This is a genomic window from Cronobacter sakazakii, from assembly GCF_000982825.1.
Classification (GTDB): Bacteria; Pseudomonadota; Gammaproteobacteria; order Enterobacterales; family Enterobacteriaceae; genus Cronobacter; species Cronobacter sakazakii.
Genome location: NZ_CP011047.1, coordinates 1,445,587 through 1,463,544 on the forward strand (window position 1 = coordinate 1,445,587; position 17,958 = coordinate 1,463,544).

Genomic DNA, 17,958 nt, shown 5'->3' on the forward strand with positions numbered 1-17,958 from the left:
TACATGGTGTTTGTGGGTGCGCTTCGCTTACCCACCCTACATGGTGTTTGTGGGTGCGCTTCGCTTACCCACCCTACATGGTGTTCGTGGGTGCGCTGCGCTTACCCACCGTAACTCTCTGAGAATGGTGTTGTAGGGCGGGTAAGCAACGCGCACCCGCCATTAACAACCGTTACTTCGCAATACGGCCCTGCGCGTCTTTCAATGCGGCGTCCACGGTCTGACGACCGGTTACGGCGTTGATGACGGCGGTACGTACGGCATACCAGAATGCGGACATTTGCGGCACGTTAGGCATAATTTCACCGGTTTTCGCGTTCGCCATGGTGGCGGCGATGCGCGGATCTTTCTCCAGTTTCTCCTGGTAAGATTTCAGCGCGACGGCACCCAGCGGCTTGTCTTTATTTACCGCTTCCAGACCCTGGTCGGTCAGCAGGTAGTTTTCCAGGAACTCTTTCGCCAGCTCTTTGTTCGGGCTGGCGGCGTTAATACCTGCGCTCAGCACGCCCACGAACGGTTTAGACGGCTTGCCTTTGAAGGTTGGCAGCTGCGCCACGCCGTAATTGACTTTGCTCTTATCGATGTTGGCCCACGCCCACGGACCGTTGATGGTCATGGCGGTTTCGCCTTTGTTAAACGCCGCTTCCGCGATGGAATAATCGGTGTCGGCGTTCATATGTTTATCTTTGATAAGCTGAACCAGGAAGTTCAGGCCCGCTTTCGCGCCCGCGGTATCCACGCCGACGTTTTTCACGTCATACTTGCCGTTTTCAAACTTAAAGGCGTAACCGCCGTCAGCGGCAATAATCGGCCACGTGAAGTACGGCTCCTGCAGGTTGAACATCAGCGCGCTCTTGCCTTTCGCCTTCAGTTCTTTATCGAGTTTCGGGATCTCTTCCCAGGTTTTCGGCGGGTTCGGTACCAGGTCTTTGTTGTAAATCAGCGACAGCGACTCCACGGCAACCGGGTAAGCAATGATTTTGCCGTTATAGCGCACCGCATCCCACGTGAACGGGTAAAGTTTGTCCTGGAACGCTTTCTCCGGCGTGATTTCCGCCAGCAGGCCAGACTGTGCGTAGCCGCCAAAACGGTCGTGCGCCCAGAAAATAATGTCCGGACCGTCGCCGGTCGCGGCCACCTGCGGATATTTCTCTTCGAGTTTATCCGGGTGCTCAACGGTCACTTTGATGCCGGTGTCTTGTTCAAACTTCTTACCCACTTCGGCCAGGCCGTTATAGCCTTTGTCGCCGTTGATCCAGATAACCAGCTTACCTTCTTCAATCTTGGCCAGAGCAGAGGCAGAAAAGAGCGCCGTCGTCAGCGCTGAGAGGGCGAGGAGGCGTACGCCGCTTTTAATTTTCATAACTCCTATCCTTTTAGTGGTTTGCGCGTGGATACACGTGTTGGCTTTACGTGTAACAGTCTGGGCATCTGACAAGCGCTTCTCATCCTCCTTTCCTCTACGCCCCACCGCCTCGTAGTGTGATCTGCATAACATAAGTGGATTTTCTGTGGCCTCGCGCACAGAAAACCGCTGCGTTTTTTGCCGGTTACATCACGAAAATCGCCGCGAGCCGCCCGGCCGCAGGACGGCTGACAACCCCTCATCCTCCCGTCTCCTCCCCCATAAAAAAGGCGGGGGTGGAGGATGGCTCGCCCTCGCGTAAGGCGCATAGTGCCGTCAACGTGTTTTTCCCGCGGCAAGCGGGTGAAGTAGACAAGGGAGAAGGGAATGGCAGGCGTTCAGCTTCGCAACGTAACAAAAGCCTGGGGCGATGTGGTGGTATCAAAGGATATCAATCTCGATATCACCGAAGGCGAGTTTGTCGTATTTGTCGGGCCGTCGGGCTGCGGAAAATCCACGCTGCTGCGTATGATTGCCGGGCTTGAGACCATCACCAGCGGCGATTTGCATATCGGCGGCAAGCGTATGAACGACGTGCCGCCCGCCGAGCGCGGCGTGGGGATGGTGTTTCAGTCTTACGCGCTCTATCCGCATCTGTCCGTGGCTGAAAACATGTCTTTCGGCCTGAAGCTGGCAGGCGCTCGCAAAGAAACCATCAACCAGCGCGTCACTCAGGTGGCGGAAGTGCTGCAACTGGCGCACCTGCTGGATCGTCGTCCGAAAGCGCTCTCCGGCGGTCAGCGTCAGCGTGTGGCGATTGGCCGTACGCTGGTGGCGGAGCCTTCCGTATTCCTGCTCGATGAGCCGCTCTCAAACCTCGACGCCGCGCTGCGCGTGCAGATGCGTATTGAGATCTCCCGTCTTCACAAGCGCCTTAAGCGCACCATGATTTACGTCACCCACGATCAGGTCGAAGCGATGACGCTCGCCGACAAAATCGTGGTGCTGGACGCGGGCCGCGTCGCCCAGGTGGGCAAGCCGCTGGAGCTTTATCACTACCCGGCAGATCGCTTCGTCGCGGGCTTTATCGGCTCGCCGAAAATGAACTTCCTGCCGGTGAAAGTCACCGCCACCGCTATCGATCAGGTGCAGGTGGAGCTGCCGAACCGCCAGCTGGTCTGGCTGCCGGTAGAAAGTACCCATGTTCAGGTGGGTGCCAATATGTCTCTTGGCATTCGCCCCGAACACCTCCTGCCGAGTGATATCGCCGATGTGACGCTGGAAGGCGAGGTGCAGGTGGTCGAACAGTTAGGTCATGAAACTCAGATTCATATCCAAATCCCTGCGCTGCGTCAGAACCTGGTCTACCGCCAGAATGACGTCGTGCTGGTAGAAGAGGGCGCCACATTCGCTATCGGCTTGCCGCCGGAGCGTTGTCATCTTTTTCGGGAAGATGGCACCGCCTGTCGTCGGTTGCATAAAGAGCCGGGCGTTTAAGCGCCCCCGCTTACAAAGAAAAGCAATGATCTCAGGAGATAGAATGATGATAACTCTGCGTAAACTCCCTCTGGCTGTGGCCGTGATGGCGGGCATTTTCGCCGCTCAGGCCTCGGCTGTGGACTTCAAAGGTTATGCCCGTTCCGGCATCGGCTGGACCGGCAGTGGCGGCGAACAGCAGTGCTTCCAGGCGACCGGTGCCGGCGCTAAATACCGTCTGGGTAACGAATGTGAAACCTATGCGGAACTTAAATTAGGCCAGGAAGTATGGAAAGAGGGCGATAAGAGCTTCTACTTCGATACTAACGTAGCGTACTCCGTTGCTCAGCAAAATGACTGGGAAGCCACCAGCCCGGCGTTCCGTGAAGCTAACGTTCAGGGTAAAAACCTGATTGACGCCCTGCCGGGTTCAACCATCTGGGCCGGTAAACGCTTCTATCAGCGTCACGACGTTCACATGATCGACTTCTACTACTGGGATATTTCCGGCCCGGGCGCAGGTATTGAAAACGTCGATCTGGGCTTTGGTAAGCTCTCTGTTGCGGCAACCCGTTCCTCTGAAGCTGGCGGTTCTGCGACTTTCCAGAGCGACAGCATTTATGATTACAACAAGAGCACGGCTAACGACGTCTTTGACGTACGTTTAGGCAGCCTGGAAGTGAACCCGGGCGGCACGCTGGAGCTGGGTGTGGACTATGGCCGTGCCAACGCGCGTGACGACTACTATCTGGCTGACGATGCGACCAAAGACGGCTGGATGTTCACCGCTGAGCACGTTCAGACCATCGGTACTGGCTTCAACAAATTTGTGGTTCAGTATGCGACAGATGCGCTGACCTCTCAGGGCAAAGGGCTGTCTCAGGGCTCTGGCATTGGCATCAGCGATACCGATCCTAAGTTTGCGTATGCTCAGAACAACAACGGCCACATGCTGCGTTTAATCGATCACGGCTCAATTTCTATGGGCGATCGCTGGGACATGATGTATGTCGGTATGTATCAGGACATCGACTGGGATAACAACAACGGCACCCGCTGGTGGACCGTGGGTGTACGCCCGATGTTCAAATGGACGCCTATCATGAGCACCCTGCTGGAAGTTGGCTATGACAACGTGAAATCCCAGCGTACTGACGAAACCAACAACCAGTACAAAATCACCCTGGCGCAACAGTGGCAGGCAGGCGACAGCATCTGGTCTCGCCCGGCGCTGCGCGTCTTCGCAACCTACGCCAAGTGGGATGAAAAATGGGGTTATGACAAAACGGGTAACCCGAGCAACAACGCCAACTATGGCTACGCCGTTAAAGATGGCTTTAACGGCGGCAGCTTCGGCCGTGGCGACAATGATGAGTGGACCTTCGGTGCCCAGATGGAAATCTGGTGGTAATCACGCGTTAGTGTTGTAACAAGAGGGGCGAAAGCCCCTCTTAACCCTCATTGAAAAGTACAGATTTGCGGGAAGCGCGCTATTGCCTGGCTACCGTTTCCCTCTCCACCCGAGGTAATAAAAAATGAAAAAACGTCTCGTCGCATTATGCTTAAGCGCAGGGCTGCTCGCAGGCCTGCCCGCCGTCAGCTTCGCTGATGTGAATATCGTGCCGCAGAACACTGCCGCTGCACCATCCATTCCGGCCGGTGAATTACAGCGCCTGACCTGGACGCCCGTCGCGCAGTCGCAAACCCAGACCACCGATCTCGCCGCCGTGGGGCAAACCCTCAACGTACCGGGCATTAGCGGTAAAGTCGCCGCGTATAGTGTGCCGGCCAATATCGGCGAATTAACCATTACGCTCACCAGCCTTGCGAACAAACAGACCGGTATTTATGCCCCGAACGTGCTGGTGCTGGATCAAAACTTAACGCCTGCCGCGTACTTCCCGAGCAATTACTTTACCTATCAGGAGCCGGGCGTGGTCTCTGAAGACCGCCTCGAAGGGGTTATCAAGCTGACCCCTGCGCTGGGGCAGCAGAAACTGTACCTGCTGGTTTTCACCACGCCGCAGGATCTGCAGAAGACCACCACCATGACCAACCCGGCGAAGGCATACGCCAAAGGCGTGGGTAACGCTGTGCCAGATATCGCCGATCCGGTGGCGCGCCACACGCCTGACGGCAAGCTTAAACTGAAAGTAAGCACGAACTCCTCTTCCAGCGTTCTGGTCGGCCCGCTGTTTGGTTCTTCTGGCCCGTCGTCTGTGACGGTCGGCAACACCGCAGCACCAGCCACGGCCTATACCGCGCAAGCGCCTGCCGCACCGGCGGCTGCGCCCGCTCCTGCCGCGAAGCGCGAGCCGGTGCTTAACGACACCGAAGCCTATTTCAACCGCGCCATTAAAGAGGCGGTCGCGAAAGGCGATGTCGATAAAGCGCTGAAACTGTTGGATGAAGCGGAGCGTCTCGGCTCCACTACGGCACGTAAGACTTTTATCAGCAGCGTAAAAGGCAAGGGGTGACTGTCTCCCCACGCTGCTGATGTTTGCAACACCTGGTGCGCTTGCGCGCACCTTTTTTCCTGGCGCAGCATGCCGTCCTGTTGCACCCATGTTGCGCTTTTGTTCGTACTCCTTGTTTCCCCGCCCCCGTTTTGCTGGTTCTGCGTTACAATACGTCCACTTTTGGCCCCGGAGAGTCACGCATGTCCCATCCCGCGCTGAGACAACTGCGCGCGTTGTCCTTTTTTGACGATATCAGCACGCTTGATAGTTCGCTGCTCGACTGGCTGATGCTGGAAGATTCCATGACCCGCCGTTTCGAAGGCTTTTGCGAGCGCGTGACGGTCGACATGCTGTTTGAGGGCTTTGTCGGCCCCGAGGCGCTGGAGGAAGAGGGCGAGTTTTTGCCTGATGAGCCGCGCTACTGGCTGCGCGAAATCCTGCTGTGCGGCGACGGCGTGCCGTGGCTGGTTGGGCGCACGCTGGTGCCGGAGTCTACACTTTGTGGGCCGGAGCTGGCGTTGCAGCAGCTCGGTACCACGCCGCTGGGCCGTTATCTGTTTACCTCATCCACCCTCACGCGTGATTTTATCCAGCCGGGCCGCAGCGACGAACTCTGGGGACGCCGCTCTCTGCTGAGGCTTTCCGGCAAACCGCTGCTGCTGACTGAACTGTTTTTACCTGCATCACCCTTGTACGGAGAGGAAAAATAATGGAGTGGAGCCTGACGCAGAATAAGCTGCTCGCCTATCACCGCCTGATGCGCACCGATAAGCCGATCGGCGCGTTGCTGCTGCTCTGGCCGACGCTGTGGGCGCTCTGGGTGGCATCGCCCGGCGTGCCGCCGCTGTGGATACTCGCGGTATTTGTGGCGGGCGTCTGGCTGATGCGTGCCGCAGGCTGCGTGGTGAATGATTACGCCGACCGCAAATTTGACGGGCACGTGAAGCGCACCGCGCACCGGCCTCTGCCAAGCGGCGATGTCACCGAAAAAGAGGCGCGAAACCTGTTCGTCATCCTGGTGCTGCTGTCGTTTTTGCTGGTGCTGACGCTGAATGTGAAAACCATTCTGCTCTCTGTGGCGGCGCTGGCGCTGGCCTGGATGTATCCGTTTATGAAGCGCTATACCCATCTGCCGCAGGTGGTGCTGGGCGCGGCGTTTGGCTGGTCGATTCCCATGGCGTTTTGCGCGGTGAGCGAGTCGCTGCCGTTAAGCTGCTGGCTGATGTTTTTCGCCAATATCTGCTGGGCGGTGGCGTATGACACGGAATATGCAATGGTCGATCGGGACGACGATGTGAAAATCGGCGTGAAGTCGACAGCCATCCTCTTCGGGCGTCACGACAAGCTGATAATCGGACTGCTGCAGATAGCCGTGCTGGCGCTGCTTGGCACAGTCGGCTGGCTGAACGGTCTCGGGGCGTTTTACTATGCCGGTCTCGCAGGCGCGGGCGTGCTGTTTATCTGGCAGCAAAAAATCATCGCCGGGCGCGATCGCGACGCCTGTTTCCGCGCGTTTTTGAATAATAACTACGTGGGATTGCTGGTGTTTATCGGCCTGGCGCTAAGTTATCTGAAGTTCTGATAAAAGCGGGGAAACCCGCTTTTTTGTTATTAGCGGCGGTGGAGTGACGGCGGGTGCGCTACGCTTACCCGCCCTACATTTTTTCGGCGAGCAAGGTTATGAGTAGAGTGGGTAAGCGCAGCGCACCCGCCGTGTTAAAGGCATGCCAGCCGGGGCTAATTCTGTAGGGTGGGTAAGCGAAGCACACCCACCACTCGCATTGTTATCAGCCATTACCCCTGTTTTTCGCCAATAAAAAAGGCGGGTTTCCCCGCCTTTTTACTGTCAGTGACCAGACCCTGTCACGCGCCCGCTTGTGCCGCCGCGCTCTCGATAGTCAGCCTCACATCGGAGGTCATCAGCTCTGCCAGCATCTGGTAAACCTTCATAGTTTCCGCCGGTTCGGCATCGCCCGTATCGCTGATATAGCCTTCATCACGCAGCGTCAGCACCAGCGTTGAGAACACCGCTTTATCGAAGAACTCCGGCGCGTTAATGCCGTGCAGTACGGAAAGACGCTGCGCCACCGTGCGGCTCTCTTTCTCAAGCGTACCGCGGTTGATGGACGGATTGGCGCTCAGCAGCCAGAAGGTAATCGCGTAGCGTTGCAGCGTTTCGCGCACGCCAGCGGCAAGCAACTGCAGCGTGCGGGAGCGCGCCGGGTTCACCTGCAGCCATTCGTCGTCAGCAAGGATCAGCCCCTGTTGGGCCAGCTCGTTTACCAGCGCGTCAACCACCGCTGGCACTTCTTCTTTCTCCCAGCGCAGGAACAGCTCCGTCTTCAGCATCGGGAACAACAGTTCTACCTGCTGCTGCACCGCCTCACGGCTGATGCGACGATGCTGGGTGACGATAGCCGCGATAAGTGAAGGCAGCACCAGCATATGCATGATGTTATTGCGGTAGTAAGTCATCAGCACCGCTTGTTCACGCGGCAGCACGATGATGTCGCCGATGGTGTCTTTCTCGACTTCAAACTTATTCATCTGCAGCGCGTGCTCAATGAGCTGCGTCGCCGTGGCATCCGGCACCGTGGCGTCTGCGGCGTAAGGCACGTTACGCAGCAGGCTCAGGTAGCAATCAAGCTGTTCGGTTAACTGCTCGCGCGTTAACGAACGCTGGCGCGAGGCCAACAGCGCGGTACAACAGAGGTTCATGGCGTTAGCCGCGCCCGCGTTGTTGATACGCACCATCAGCTGGGCGGCAATCTCGTTGACCGTCGGGGTCAGCCACGCCGGGCGTACCGCTTCGATAGGATCGATAGCATCGCGCCACTCCGGTACGTGCTGGTTCAGGAAGGTCATCAGCGGCAATGGTTCACCGAAGTTCACATAACCCTGACCGAGATTACGCAGTTTGCTTAAGCCGCGCAGCATCTGCAGCAGGCTCTCTTTCTCTTTGGTGGCGCCGCGCAGCTCTTTGGCGTACGTGCCCACTTCCATCACGTGCTCATAACCGATGTAAATCGGCACCAGCGTAATCGGGCGGGTGCCGCCGCGCAGCATGGCCTGAATGGTCATGGAGAGCGTGCCGGTTTTCGGGTCAAGCAGACGGCCAGTACGTGAACGCCCGCCTTCCACGAAATATTCCACCGAATAGCCACGGCTGAAAAGTTCGCCGAGATATTCGCGAAACACCGTCGAATAAAGCTTATTACCCTTAAAGGTGCGGCGGATAAAGAACGCGCCCAGACGGCGGAAAATCGGCCCGGCGGGCCAGAAGTTCAGGTTGATGCCCGCGGCGATATGCGGTGGCACAAGCCCCTGATGATAGAGCACATACGAGAGTAGCAGATAGTCCATATGGCTGCGGTGGCAGGGCACATAGACAATTTCGTGGCCGTCGTGCGCAAGCTGGCGCACACGCTCGGCGTTATGCACGTTAATGCCCTGGTAGAGGCGGTTCCAGGTGAAACCAAGCACGCGATCGGTAATACGAATCGCCTCGTAGGAGAAGTCGGCGGCGATCTCTTCCATCAACGCGACAGCATTCTGCTGGGCTTTCTCGTGCGAGATTTTTTTAGTGCGCGCCTCGTCTTCGACGGCGCGGGCAATCGCTTTTGACGAGAGCAGTTTATTAAAGAGATCCTGGCGCGCAGGCAGGCGCGGGCCGACGGCGGCGAGGCGCTGGCGGGCGAAGTGCATGCGCGCCACGCGGGCCAGTTTCTGGGCGATACGCTTGTCGGTGCCGTGCTCGGTCGCCATACGGCGCAGCGATACGGGCGGTGAGAAGCGCACAAAGCTGTCGCGGCCAAGCCACGAGACCGCGAAGAATTTCTGAATGCCGTTCAGCATGCGCAGCGGCGGGTTTTCCTCGCCTTTTTCGCGGCCTGGTGAGCGGCCAAACATAACCGACACCGGCACCATCTGGACATCGAGATCCGGGTTGCTGCGGTGCAGATCGAGATAATTGTGGAACAGTTTGATCGATTCTTCTTTCGGCGTGTAGTAGGTGAACACGCGGGGGCCGCCATGGATAAACACATAGCGCGGCAATTCGGTGCCGTCGATGACCAGCGGATCCAGCGGATCGGGCAGATCGTGCTCCAGGCACTGCGCGCGTAGCGTCAGGAGATCCGCCTTCGAGTTATACGGCAACACATACATGATAGGGCGTGACGTATCGAGCCCAAGTTCGGGGCAGGGCGCCGCCGGGATGGACTTGCTTTTTACCAGCACGCTTAATGGTAAATTAAGTAATTTGTAGTAAATTCGTGGCCAACCGGACATAAACGATGTAAAGCCTCTGGTTAATAATGCAATTGCGGCGCAAGAATATCAGAAACTCCGTAGAATTTCTGTGGTGCTTCTTTATCGAAGCGCATTAGCATTGACGCCTGAATTTAAAAAAGGTTTCTTGTCATGGCCAATAACACCACGGGGTTAACCCGAATTATTAACGCTGCCGGCTATTCCTGGAAGGGATTACGCGCCGCCTGGAAAAATGAAGCGGCGTTCCGCCAGGAAGGGGTCGCCGTGATAGCGGCTATTCTTATCGCCTGCTGGCTGGATGTCGATCCGATCACGCGCGTGCTGCTGATTGGCTCCGTTACGCTGGTAATGATTGTCGAAATTCTCAACAGCGCCATCGAAGCGGTGGTAGATCGCATCGGCCCTGAATTTCATGAGCTTTCAGGCCGCGCCAAAGATATGGGCTCCGCCGCCGTTCTGCTGTCGATTATCCTCGCGCTGGTCGTGTGGGTCACGCTGCTCTGGCAGCATTTGCGATAAGTTTTCCAGAAATCGCGAAAGAAGCGCTTTTTTAACCGGTTATGGTTTTAAAATCACCTTTAGCTGTATATACTCACAGCATCACTGTATATGCACCCAGGGGGCGGAATGAAAGCATTAACTACCAGGCAACAAGAGGTGTTTGATCTCATTCGGGATCACATCAGCCAGACCGGCATGCCGCCTACGCGTGCGGAAATCGCGCAACGTCTGGGTTTCCGTTCGCCGAACGCGGCGGAAGAGCACCTTAAAGCGCTGGCGCGTAAAGGGGTGATTGAGATTGTCTCCGGCGCGTCGCGCGGTATTCGTCTGTTGCAGGAAGAAGAAAACGGGCTGCCGCTGATAGGGCGTGTGGCGGCGGGTGAACCGCTGCTGGCTCAGCAACATATCGAAGGGCATTATCAGGTTGATCCTGGCCTGTTTAAGCCAAACGCCGATTTTCTGCTGCGTGTAAGCGGGATGTCGATGAAAGATATCGGAATTATGGACGGCGATCTGCTGGCGGTTCATAAAACGCAGGATGTGCGTAACGGCCAGGTCGTCGTCGCGCGCATTGATGATGAAGTAACGGTAAAACGCCTGAAAAAACAGGGTAATACCGTTGAGCTGCTGCCGGAAAACAGCGAGTTTAAACCGATCGTTGTGGATCTGCGCGAGCATAACTTCTCTATCGAAGGTCTGGCGGTCGGCGTTATCCGCAACGGCGAATGGCTCTGAGCCCTTTTCCGGCTCACTGACGCCGCATTACCGTAACTGGCCCGCCCCGGTTACGGTAATGACCTCTCCCGTCTGCTAAAGACTGCATATTTTTTCATCTTCGCGTAACGGCATCGGAACGCCATATGCCCTTTCTCACTTCTACCGATAAAGCTCTCTGGCGCCTCGCGCTGCCAATGATTTTCTCAAATATCACCGTGCCGCTCTTAGGCCTGGTGGATACCGCCGTTATTGGTCATCTCGACAGCCCCGTCTATCTGGGCGGCGTCGCGGTGGGCGCTACCGCCACCAGTTTCCTGTTTATGCTGCTGCTCTTTTTACGCATGAGCACCACCGGGCTAACCGCGCAGGCGTTTGGCGCGCGCGATCCGGTAGCGCTGGCCCGCGCCCTGGTGCAACCTATGGCGCTGGCGCTGATTGCCGGCGTGCTGATCATCGCCCTGCGCGAGCCGCTGATACAGCTGGCGCTGCATGTTACCGGCGGCAGCGACGCGGTGCTGACGCAGGCCCGACGGTTTCTCGAAATCCGCTGGCTCAGTGCGCCCGCCTCGCTCGCTAATCTGGTGTTGCTTGGCTGGCTGTTAGGGGTGCAGTACTCCCGCGCGCCGGTGATCCTGCTGGTGGTCGGCAATCTGCTTAATATCGTGCTCGATCTCTGGTTCGTGATGGGGCTTGGCCTTAACGTCCAGGGCGCGGCGCTGGCGACGGCGCTGGCAGAGTACGCGACGCTTGGTATCGGTCTTGTGATGGCGGCCCGCGTGCTGCGCCTGCGCGGTATTACCCTTTCGATGCTGAAAACCGCGTGGCGCGGCGGCGTTGGCAGGCTGCTTGCGCTTAACCGCGACATCATGCTGCGCTCGCTGCTGTTGCAACTCTGCTTCGGTTCCATCACGGTGTTTGGCGCACGGCTCGGCAGCGATATCGTCGCGGTGAACGCCATTCTGATGACACTCCTGACCTTCACCGCCTATGCGCTTGATGGCTTCGCCTATGCCGTAGAAGCCCATGCCGGGCAGGCCTTCGGCGCGCAGGATAAATCGCAGCTGAGCAGCGTCTGGCGCGCGGCATGCCGACAAGCAGGGATGGTGGCGCTGGCGTTCGCGCTGCTGTATGCCGTGGCGGGGCAGTACATTGTGTCACTGCTCACGTCATTACCTTCGCTTCAGGCGCTGGCGAAGCCCTATCTCTTCTGGCAGGCCATCCTGCCGGTGGTCGGCGTCTGGTGTTATCTGCTGGATGGTATGTTTATCGGCGCGACGCGCGGGGCGGAGATGCGTAACAGCATGGCCGTCGCGGCGCTCGGTTTTGGCCTGACGCTGCTCACCTTGCCAGAGCTTGGCAACCACGGCCTGTGGCTGGCGCTCACCGTTTTCCTGGCGCTGCGTGGGTTGTCGCTCGGCTATTTATGGCGCCGGGGGCGTCTTTTGCACTGAATATCTCTGATACAGCGCCTCAACAGTAAAAGAAAATTTGTCGGTGTCAGCGCTTCGTTATGGTTAAAGATTCTGAATATCCCGCCAGGGTTAAAATTGACGTCTAAAATGAGTAGTACGTTCAGCAAATGATGAAGATGACTCGGGCTGAACCCCCACAGGAAAACCTGTGAGACTGATTCACTACCGAATGTTAAGGAGACGTCTATGAACAGAGATGAAGCTGGCGGTAACTGGAAACAGTTTAAAGGTAAAGTGAAAGAGCAATGGGGTAAATTAACCGACGATGATATGACCATCATCGAAGGGAAACGTGACCAACTGGTAGGTAAAATCCAGGAACGTTACGGTTACGCGAAAGATGAAGCCGACAAGGAAGTGACTGACTGGGAAAGCCGCCACGATTACCGCTGGTAATCGGGCCACCACCTCAAACGGTATTTTCCCTCTGAGGCTGCCCTGCCCACCGGTACAAGGATGTACCACCCAACCTGATTCAACGTCCTTTCTTTTTCACCGTAATGCTGTGGTCGTGACCACACTGTCCCTGATGGCGACACGCCTCAACTTCTGCACACGCCGCACACAGCCCATGCGCTTCAATCACGTTATGACGCAGCGCAAAGCCCATTCTGGCTGCCAGCGCATGCATAATATCTTCCACACCTTCCGCTGCCTCTTCTTTTACCACGCCGCATCTGTCGCAGATAAACATCGCGGAAGTATGCGCCGGGTTATCAAATAAGTGGCACAGCACATAGCTATTGGTGGACTCCACCTTATGCACGAACCCCTGCTCCAGCAGAAAATCAAGCGCGCGGTAAACGGTGGGCGGTTTCGCCTGCGGTTCGCTTTCGCGTAATAAATCGAGCAGATCATAAGCGCTTATCGCGCCCGGCTGGATGGTCATCAGGCGCAGCACTTCGAGGCGCTGCGGAGTCAGGCGCACATTACGTTGCTGGCAGAGCTTTTCAGCCTGCGCCAGAACTTCCTGCGAAATCGTCGTATCCATCGGCATCCTCTATGAATCGTGTTGATGTCATCACTTTATCATGAACTGGCTGAAACACCGACATCCCGCCTGTGTTATACCTTTCAGTGAACATTAACCGGGGGTTTATATGCATACGCGGCCTGAATGTATTTGTCACTGGCAGGAAGTCGAAGGCAACGATGACGCCTGTTACCCGGACAGCGACGAACTGATGTCCATCGGCGCGCCGCTGGCGAAGCGTACCGGGCTCACGCGGCTCGGCATTCATCATGAGCGCCTGCCGCCGGGGCGTCGCACGTCTTACCCGCATGCGGAAAGCAGCGAAGAAGAGTTTGTTTATGTGCTCGAAGGGTTTCCGGATGTCTGGCTCAACGGCGAGCTGTGGCCGTTAAAACCGGGCGACAGCGTCGGCTTCCCGGCAGGCACCGGCCTTTGCCACACCTTTATCAATAACACCGACAGCGAAGTCCGGTTACTGGTGGTGGGCGAGGCGAACAAACCGGAAAACCGCATTTACTATCCGCTTAACGGCCCTTACGCCGCCACGCGCCCGGATCGCTGGATAGACCACCCGCCACAATTTTTTGGCCCACACGACGGCTTACCTACACGAATTAAGAACCCTAATCTATAAATAATGAGGGCGATCACGAAACGAGCCCGGTAGTGCCGTTGAGCTTTTAGCCTCAACCTCTGGCGTAGTGCGTTCTTCACAACAGAAATCGTCTCTGTCATGAACTGACAGAGGATGTCATTCATGTCGCTAATAAGCAGGGTAAACAGTGAAAAATATAATCAAACCTTCAGTGGCAGCCGTCGCCCTTTCTCTGGTGATGGCCAATCAGGCGAGTGCAGCCAATACCTGGGCGCAGGCGCGTAACGATGCGATGGGCGGCACCGGCGTGGCGTCAGCCGATTACGGCAGCGGCGCGTTAATTAACCCGGCATTACTGGCACGTTCACAGCCAGAAGATGACATTACGGTAATTTTGCCGGCATTACAGGCGCAAATTACCGATAAAGACAACCTCGAAGATGAGATAGACCATATCAGCGACCGCGTCGATTATTATCGCGATGTGGTCAACAGCCTGACGCCGGGCGATATCGCGGCGAACCCGATTGGCACGCTGCGCCAGTTCCAGGGCGCGGCGCGTGAACTGGGCGACGAGCTGGAATACCTGCGCGGTAAAACGGCAAGCGCACGTGCGGCGGGCGGCATCGCGGTGAGTATTCCAAACGACGTGCTGGCGGTGGCGTTTGTGGCGAAAGCCTATGCGCATGCGCGTGTCAGCACCCGTGTGGATCAAAGCGATATCGACTATCTGCGCCGCATTCAGAACGATGATATTTACGCAGGCACACAGATCATCAACGCTGCGATTAACGGCTCTGACGCTATCACCGATCGCCTGACGTCTACCGCGTTTGGCCGCGCGGCGATCGTTTCTGATTACGGCGTGGCGTTTGCGCATCAGTTCCAGGTAGGCGACGTGCCGGTTTCCGTCGGCGTTACGCCGAAGCTGCAGAAAACCTGGCTCTATAACTACACGGCTTCGATTTATAACTACGACAGCAGCGACTGGAACAGCTCGCGCTATCGCAACGATGACACTGGCTTCAACGTTGATGCGGGTGTGGCAGCGGATTTCGGCCCGAACTGGACCGTGGGCGTGAGCGGGCAGAACCTGATGTCGCGTGATATCGATACCAAAGAGGTTAACGGGTATAAAGATACTTATCAGATCTCGCCGCTGGTGACGGCGGGCGTGGCCTGGCATAACGATCTGGTGACCCTGAGCGCCGATGGCGATCTGACGGAAACCAAAGGTTTTAAGAGCGAAGAAAACTCGCAGTTCGTCGGCGTGGGTGCCGAGGTGCGTCCGCTTAGCTGGCTGGCGGTGCGCGCCGGTTATCGCGCGGACGTGAAAGATAACGAGAGCAACGTGTTTACTGCGGGCGTCGGTTTCGCGCCGTTTAACCGCGTGCATCTCGATCTGACCGGCATCGTTGGTGAAGACGAAACCTGGGGCGCAGGCGCGCAGTTGAGCCTGACCTTCTGACCATGTGCAGGGGCGCAATGCGCCCCTGCCTGAAGTTTGTGCTATAGTAGCGCCCCTTTTTCAGCCCGAACTTCGACTCGCTTAGCTATTATGACGTCCACATCCCGTAACGCTTTTCCCGCCCATCGTTTTTCCATCGCGCCGATGCTCGACTGGACCGATCGCCATTGCCGCTATTTCCTGCGCCAGCTCTCATCGCAGGTGCTGCTCTATACCGAAATGGTGACGACCGGCGCGATCATTCATGGCAAAGGGGATTACCTCGCCTATAGCGAAGAGGAACATCCGGTGGCGTTACAGCTCGGCGGGAGCGATCCGGCGGCGCTGGCGCACTGCGCGAAGCTTGCCGAGGCGCGCGGCTATGACGAGATAAACCTTAACGTCGGCTGCCCGTCCGACCGTGTCCAGAATGGCCGCTTCGGCGCCTGCCTGATGGGCGAGGCGCAACTTGTCGCCGATTGCATTAAGGCGATGCGCGACGTGGTCTCCATTCCGGTGACGGTGAAAACCCGTATCGGCATCGACGACCAGGACAGCTACGAATTCCTCTGCGATTTCGTCGGCACCGTGGCGGAGCAGGGCGGCTGCGACACCTTTATTATTCATGCGCGTAAGGCGTGGCTCTCCGGCCTGAGCCCAAAAGAGAACCGCGAAATCCCGCCGCTGGATTACCCGCGCGTTTATCAGCTCAAGCGCGATTTTCCGAAGCTTACGATGTCGATTAACGGCGGCATCAAAACGCTGGATGACGTGAAAACGCACCTTGAACATATGGATGGCGTGATGGTGGGCCGCGAGGCGTATCAGAATCCGGGGATCCTAGCGTCGGTCGATCGCGAAATCTTCGGGCTTGATGTGCCGGATACCGATCCGGTGGCGGTAGTGCGCGCCATGTATCCGTACATTGAGCGTGAGCTGGCGAAAGGCACGTATCTGGGTCACGTCACTCGCCATATGCTCGGCCTGTTCCAGGGCATTCCCGGCGCGCGGCAGTGGCGCCGCTATCTCAGCGAAAACGCCCATAAGCCTGGCGCGGATATTAACGTGCTGGAGCAGGCGTTAAAGCTGGTGGCCGACAAACGTTAAGTTCACCAGAATATCGTCAATTTCACTAACGCCCCGGATGACATACCGGGGCGTTTCTTTTGAATTCAGTAAGTTAAATCTGGCACGAAACTTGTAAAAGCAGGGCATAACGTTTTTAAGGAGAACGAGAATGTTTGAACTGCTGTTTGTGGTGGCTTTCTTTCTGATGCTGCTGGCGACCGGCGTGTCGCTTATCGGGATTATCGCCGCGCTGATGGTGGCAACGCTGGTGATGTTTTTCGGTGGCGTGTTCGCGCTGATGATTAAAGTGTTGCCGTGGCTGCTGCTGGCAGTGGCGGTGGTGTGGGTGATCCGCAGCGTGAAGGCCCCGAAAGTGCCCGAGTATCGTCGCACCTCACGTTACAGCCGGACGAATCGCTGGCGTTACTGATAAGTTGCGGGGTTGATCACAACCTCGCAACTTTCCATGTTACTTTGCGCGCTAAGCCATGTTTTTTAACGGGCCTGTCTGGCACTATGTCAGCCGTGTTACCGAATTCATCAGCGCTGTACCCTACATATAGCGCAAACAATAAAAAGAAAGGGCTTCCTGCGGGAAGCCCTAATTCTTTCAGGGAATCAACAGACTGGAGCCTTGCGTGCAGCGGCTTTCCAGCGTCTTATGGGCGCGCGCGGCGTCTTCGAGCGCAAACTTCTGGCTCTGCGCCACCTCCACTTTAATCACCCCGCTGGCGATAAGCGAAAAGAGCTCGTTACTGGCTTCTTCCAGCTCGGCACGGTTGGTCAGATAGCCGTTCAGCGACGGGCGGGTCACGTAGAGCGAGCCTTTCTGGTTAAGAATACCGAGATTCACGCCCGTCACCGGGCCGGAGGAGTTACCGAAGCTCACCATCAGGCCGCGACGTTGCAGGCAGTCGAGCGACGACTCCCAGGTCTCTTTACCCACCGAGTCATACACCACGCGCACTTTTTTCCCGCCGGTCAGTTCACGCAGCCGCTCGGGCACATTCTCTTCACGGTAGTTGATGGTTTGCCACGCGCCCGCCTGTTTCGCCCGCTGGGCTTTTTCGGCCGAACCGACCGTACCGATAAGCCGCGCGCCCAGCGCTTTCGCCCACTGGCAGGCGATAAGCCCGACGCCGCCCGCGGCGGCATGGAACAGAAACATCTCGTCGGGTTTAATTTCATACGTTTTGCGCAGCAGATAAAAAACCGTCAGCCCTTTTAAAAAGCAGGCCGCCGCCTGTTCAAACGAGATAACATCCGGGAGCACAACGGCTTTCTCTGCCGGCACGTTATGCACCGAGCTGTAGGCACCGAGCGCCGACTGTGCGTAGACGACGCGATCGCCAGGTTTGAGGTGCGTTACGCCGCTGCCGACTTTCGTGACGACGCCCGCCGCTTCGGTGCCAAGGCCCGCCGGGAGCGCCGGTGGCGGGTAAAGGCCGCTGCGGATATAGGTGTCGATATAGTTGATGCCGATGGCTTTGTTTTCCACCTGCACTTCCAGCTCGTCCGGGTCGGCCGGGGTAAACGTCACCGCTTTTAACACTTCTGGTCCGCCATGCTGGCTGAATTCAATACGCGTCGCCATAGGAACTCCTTGTTAAGGGTCGGGCATGAAAGCAAGAGC

The 17,958-nt window shown here is 57.2% G+C and carries 17 protein-coding genes; 13 read left to right on the forward strand and 4 right to left on the reverse strand.

The features are described from left to right. Positions 1 to 172: 172 nt before the first annotated feature. Positions 173 to 1,363 carry a maltose/maltodextrin ABC transporter substrate-binding protein MalE gene (gene malE, locus CSK29544_RS06775; RefSeq protein ID WP_004387535.1) on the reverse strand — a complete coding sequence of 397 codons (1,191 nt, stop codon included), beginning with the start codon at positions 1,361 to 1,363 and terminating at the stop codon, positions 173 to 175. Positions 1,364 to 1,732: 369 nt separating this feature from the next. Here malE and malK point away from each other — a divergent pair, with 369 nt between their 5' ends. The 5 genes from malK (at position 1,733) to ubiA (ending at position 6,862) form a co-directional block, all read left to right on the forward strand. Then, positions 1,733 to 2,842, forward strand: coding sequence for a maltose/maltodextrin ABC transporter ATP-binding protein MalK (malK, locus tag CSK29544_RS06780; protein WP_004387536.1), 1,110 nt, complete (start codon positions 1,733 to 1,735; stop codon positions 2,840 to 2,842). 43 nt (positions 2,843 to 2,885) lie between these two features. Continuing rightward, positions 2,886 to 4,232 carry a maltoporin gene (locus CSK29544_RS06785; protein WP_007888874.1) on the forward strand — a complete coding sequence of 449 codons (1,347 nt, stop codon included), beginning with the start codon at positions 2,886 to 2,888 and terminating at the stop codon, positions 4,230 to 4,232. A 124-nt stretch (positions 4,233 to 4,356) separates the two neighbouring features. After that, positions 4,357 to 5,298 (forward strand): maltose operon protein MalM, encoded by a 942-nt coding sequence (gene malM, locus CSK29544_RS06790; protein WP_007888880.1) that lies wholly within the window; start codon positions 4,357 to 4,359, stop codon positions 5,296 to 5,298. A gap of 182 nt (positions 5,299 to 5,480) precedes the next feature. Continuing rightward, positions 5,481 to 5,990 carry a chorismate lyase gene (ubiC, locus tag CSK29544_RS06795; protein WP_004388585.1) on the forward strand — a complete coding sequence of 170 codons (510 nt, stop codon included), beginning with the start codon at positions 5,481 to 5,483 and terminating at the stop codon, positions 5,988 to 5,990. After that, complete coding sequence (gene ubiA, locus CSK29544_RS06800; protein WP_007888881.1) at positions 5,990 to 6,862, forward strand: 4-hydroxybenzoate octaprenyltransferase; 873 nt, start codon at positions 5,990 to 5,992, stop codon at positions 6,860 to 6,862. The genes ubiC and ubiA overlap by 1 nt, the downstream gene beginning before the upstream one ends. 281 nt (positions 6,863 to 7,143) lie before the next feature. Here the strand turns inward: ubiA and plsB are convergent, their stop codons facing one another. After that, on the reverse strand, positions 7,144 to 9,570 hold the full coding sequence (gene plsB, locus CSK29544_RS06805; RefSeq protein ID WP_038860620.1) for a glycerol-3-phosphate 1-O-acyltransferase PlsB: 2,427 nt from the start codon (positions 9,568 to 9,570) through the stop codon (positions 7,144 to 7,146). A gap of 132 nt (positions 9,571 to 9,702) precedes the next feature. On the opposite strand from plsB, the gene CSK29544_RS06810 reads away from it, so the two are divergent. The 4 genes from CSK29544_RS06810 to CSK29544_RS06825 all read left to right on the forward strand — a co-directional run bounded on the left by CSK29544_RS06810 (position 9,703) and on the right by CSK29544_RS06825 (position 12,638). Further along, positions 9,703 to 10,071 (forward strand): diacylglycerol kinase, encoded by a 369-nt coding sequence (locus CSK29544_RS06810; RefSeq protein WP_004388588.1) that lies wholly within the window; start codon positions 9,703 to 9,705, stop codon positions 10,069 to 10,071. Positions 10,072 to 10,179: 108 nt separating this feature from the next. Next, positions 10,180 to 10,788, forward strand: coding sequence for a transcriptional repressor LexA (gene lexA / locus CSK29544_RS06815; RefSeq protein WP_007888886.1), 609 nt, complete (start codon positions 10,180 to 10,182; stop codon positions 10,786 to 10,788). A 125-nt stretch (positions 10,789 to 10,913) separates the two neighbouring features. Continuing rightward, a complete protein-coding gene (dinF, locus tag CSK29544_RS06820; RefSeq protein WP_029039410.1) occupies positions 10,914 to 12,221 on the forward strand; it encodes an MATE family efflux transporter DinF in 1,308 nt (435 codons plus the stop codon). A gap of 207 nt (positions 12,222 to 12,428) precedes the next feature. After that, on the forward strand, positions 12,429 to 12,638 hold the full coding sequence (locus tag CSK29544_RS06825) for a CsbD family protein (RefSeq protein ID WP_004388591.1): 210 nt from the start codon (positions 12,429 to 12,431) through the stop codon (positions 12,636 to 12,638). Positions 12,639 to 12,717: 79 nt separating this feature from the next. On the opposite strand, the gene zur is transcribed toward CSK29544_RS06825, so the two are convergent. Continuing rightward, a complete protein-coding gene (zur, locus tag CSK29544_RS06830; protein WP_007871399.1) occupies positions 12,718 to 13,233 on the reverse strand; it encodes a zinc uptake transcriptional repressor Zur in 516 nt (171 codons plus the stop codon). A 109-nt stretch (positions 13,234 to 13,342) separates the two neighbouring features. Between zur and CSK29544_RS06835 the strand changes: the two genes are divergently transcribed. From CSK29544_RS06835 to pspG, 4 genes are all read left to right on the forward strand, one after another. Then, positions 13,343 to 13,849 carry a cupin domain-containing protein gene (locus tag CSK29544_RS06835; RefSeq protein WP_007888891.1) on the forward strand — a complete coding sequence of 169 codons (507 nt, stop codon included), beginning with the start codon at positions 13,343 to 13,345 and terminating at the stop codon, positions 13,847 to 13,849. Positions 13,850 to 13,997: 148 nt separating this feature from the next. Beyond that, positions 13,998 to 15,278 (forward strand): conjugal transfer protein TraF, encoded by a 1,281-nt coding sequence (locus CSK29544_RS06840; RefSeq protein WP_007888892.1) that lies wholly within the window; start codon positions 13,998 to 14,000, stop codon positions 15,276 to 15,278. Between the two features lie 90 nt (positions 15,279 to 15,368). After that, complete coding sequence (gene dusA / locus CSK29544_RS06845) at positions 15,369 to 16,364, forward strand: tRNA dihydrouridine(20/20a) synthase DusA (RefSeq protein ID WP_007888893.1); 996 nt, start codon at positions 15,369 to 15,371, stop codon at positions 16,362 to 16,364. 130 nt (positions 16,365 to 16,494) lie between these two features. Beyond that, positions 16,495 to 16,755, forward strand: coding sequence for an envelope stress response protein PspG (pspG, locus tag CSK29544_RS06850; protein ID WP_007871379.1), 261 nt, complete (start codon positions 16,495 to 16,497; stop codon positions 16,753 to 16,755). 180 nt (positions 16,756 to 16,935) lie between these two features. Here pspG and CSK29544_RS06855 read toward each other — a convergent pair whose 3' ends face one another. Further along, the gene (locus tag CSK29544_RS06855; protein ID WP_007888894.1) at positions 16,936 to 17,919 is read right to left on the reverse strand and encodes a quinone oxidoreductase; all 984 of its coding nucleotides are present in this window, start codon (positions 17,917 to 17,919) and stop codon (positions 16,936 to 16,938) included. Positions 17,920 to 17,958 lie beyond the last annotated feature (39 nt).

What these genes read in the sequence shown, in the direction of transcription:
- malM (WP_007888880.1), top strand. Translation starts at nt 4,357, where the DNA reads ATGAAAAAACGTCTCGTCGCATTATGCTTAAGCGCAGGGCTGCTCGCA.
- pspG (WP_007871379.1), top strand. Translation starts at nt 16,495, where the DNA reads ATGTTTGAACTGCTGTTTGTGGTGGCTTTCTTTCTGATGCTGCTGGCG.
- CSK29544_RS06835 (WP_007888891.1), top strand. Translation starts at nt 13,343, where the DNA reads ATGCATACGCGGCCTGAATGTATTTGTCACTGGCAGGAAGTCGAAGGC.
- lexA (WP_007888886.1), top strand. Translation starts at nt 10,180, where the DNA reads ATGAAAGCATTAACTACCAGGCAACAAGAGGTGTTTGATCTCATTCGG.
- CSK29544_RS06785 (WP_007888874.1), top strand. Translation starts at nt 2,886, where the DNA reads ATGATGATAACTCTGCGTAAACTCCCTCTGGCTGTGGCCGTGATGGCG.
- CSK29544_RS06825 (WP_004388591.1), top strand. Translation starts at nt 12,429, where the DNA reads ATGAACAGAGATGAAGCTGGCGGTAACTGGAAACAGTTTAAAGGTAAA.
- ubiC (WP_004388585.1), top strand. Translation starts at nt 5,481, where the DNA reads ATGTCCCATCCCGCGCTGAGACAACTGCGCGCGTTGTCCTTTTTTGAC.
- malK (WP_004387536.1), top strand. Translation starts at nt 1,733, where the DNA reads ATGGCAGGCGTTCAGCTTCGCAACGTAACAAAAGCCTGGGGCGATGTG.
- plsB (WP_038860620.1), bottom strand. Translation starts at nt 9,570, where the DNA reads ATGTCCGGTTGGCCACGAATTTACTACAAATTACTTAATTTACCATTA.
- ubiA (WP_007888881.1), top strand. Translation starts at nt 5,990, where the DNA reads ATGGAGTGGAGCCTGACGCAGAATAAGCTGCTCGCCTATCACCGCCTG.
- CSK29544_RS06810 (WP_004388588.1), top strand. Translation starts at nt 9,703, where the DNA reads ATGGCCAATAACACCACGGGGTTAACCCGAATTATTAACGCTGCCGGC.
- dinF (WP_029039410.1), top strand. Translation starts at nt 10,914, where the DNA reads ATGCCCTTTCTCACTTCTACCGATAAAGCTCTCTGGCGCCTCGCGCTG.
- zur (WP_007871399.1), bottom strand. Translation starts at nt 13,233, where the DNA reads ATGGATACGACGATTTCGCAGGAAGTTCTGGCGCAGGCTGAAAAGCTC.
- CSK29544_RS06855 (WP_007888894.1), bottom strand. Translation starts at nt 17,919, where the DNA reads ATGGCGACGCGTATTGAATTCAGCCAGCATGGCGGACCAGAAGTGTTA.
- malE (WP_004387535.1), bottom strand. Translation starts at nt 1,363, where the DNA reads ATGAAAATTAAAAGCGGCGTACGCCTCCTCGCCCTCTCAGCGCTGACG.
- dusA (WP_007888893.1), top strand. Translation starts at nt 15,369, where the DNA reads ATGACGTCCACATCCCGTAACGCTTTTCCCGCCCATCGTTTTTCCATC.